The sequence below is a fragment of the Corynebacterium sp. HMSC071F07 genome (assembly GCF_001810285.1).
GTDB classification, from domain to species: Bacteria; Actinomycetota; Actinomycetes; order Mycobacteriales; family Mycobacteriaceae; genus Corynebacterium; species Corynebacterium simulans.
Genome location: NZ_KV800676.1, coordinates 1 through 680, shown reverse-complemented (window position 1 = coordinate 680; position 680 = coordinate 1). Strand labels below are relative to the sequence as shown.

Genomic DNA, 680 nt, shown 5'->3' with positions numbered 1-680 from the left:
GTATTCTGCGCCGGCGATGGATACCGTCTGGCCGTGGATCGCAGCAAGCATGGCATCGATAACTGGTTCAGGATTACGTGCCCTGTGACCACGTGCGAAAGCTGTCAGCCGTGCTTTGCCGACGCGTCGAATCTTGGTGGGGCCACCGTATTTCGCCAGAAGGTGGAGAATCCACTTGCGGTGAATCATCTGCCCACGTAGGACATGTTCGAATGCGGGGTAGGTGCCCACGAGCGCGGATCGCATCTGGTTGATCAGGCGTGTGTAGGCGCGGGCGAGGTCTTCGTCGATACCGTTGAGGACTTTCAGCTGGAGGAAGACTTCCTCAACGCGGTCGACGCTACGCAGGGCATCTGGCAGGTTGAGGCCGGCATGGGCGATGACATAAGCGTCGCGTACATCGGTCTTGGAGTTGCCGACGTGGATACGTGAAAGCTGTCGCATGGCAAGCCCGGGGAGGTAGCGAACGTCGGCTCCCATTGCTTGGGCGACTGCGACGGTTAGCCTGCCGATGTTGTTGGGCTGATCGACGACGACAAGGACTTCGGCGTCATTGGCCAGGAATTTGCCGAAGAGCTTGCGTAGCGAGCCTTCGTGCTGGTTGATGCGTTTGGATAGGACTTGTCTGCCCTGGGGATCGAGGACGCAGGCGTGGTGGAAGTATTTGCCGACGTCCATTC

The 680-nt window shown here is 59.1% G+C and carries 1 protein-coding gene; it reads right to left on the bottom strand.

The window, feature by feature from the left end:
* Nucleotides 1-678, bottom strand: a 678-nt coding sequence (locus HMPREF2724_RS13040) for an IS110 family transposase (RefSeq protein WP_141748285.1), incomplete at its 3' end; no start/stop codon positions are given.
* Nucleotides 679-680: the final 2 nt, after the last annotated feature.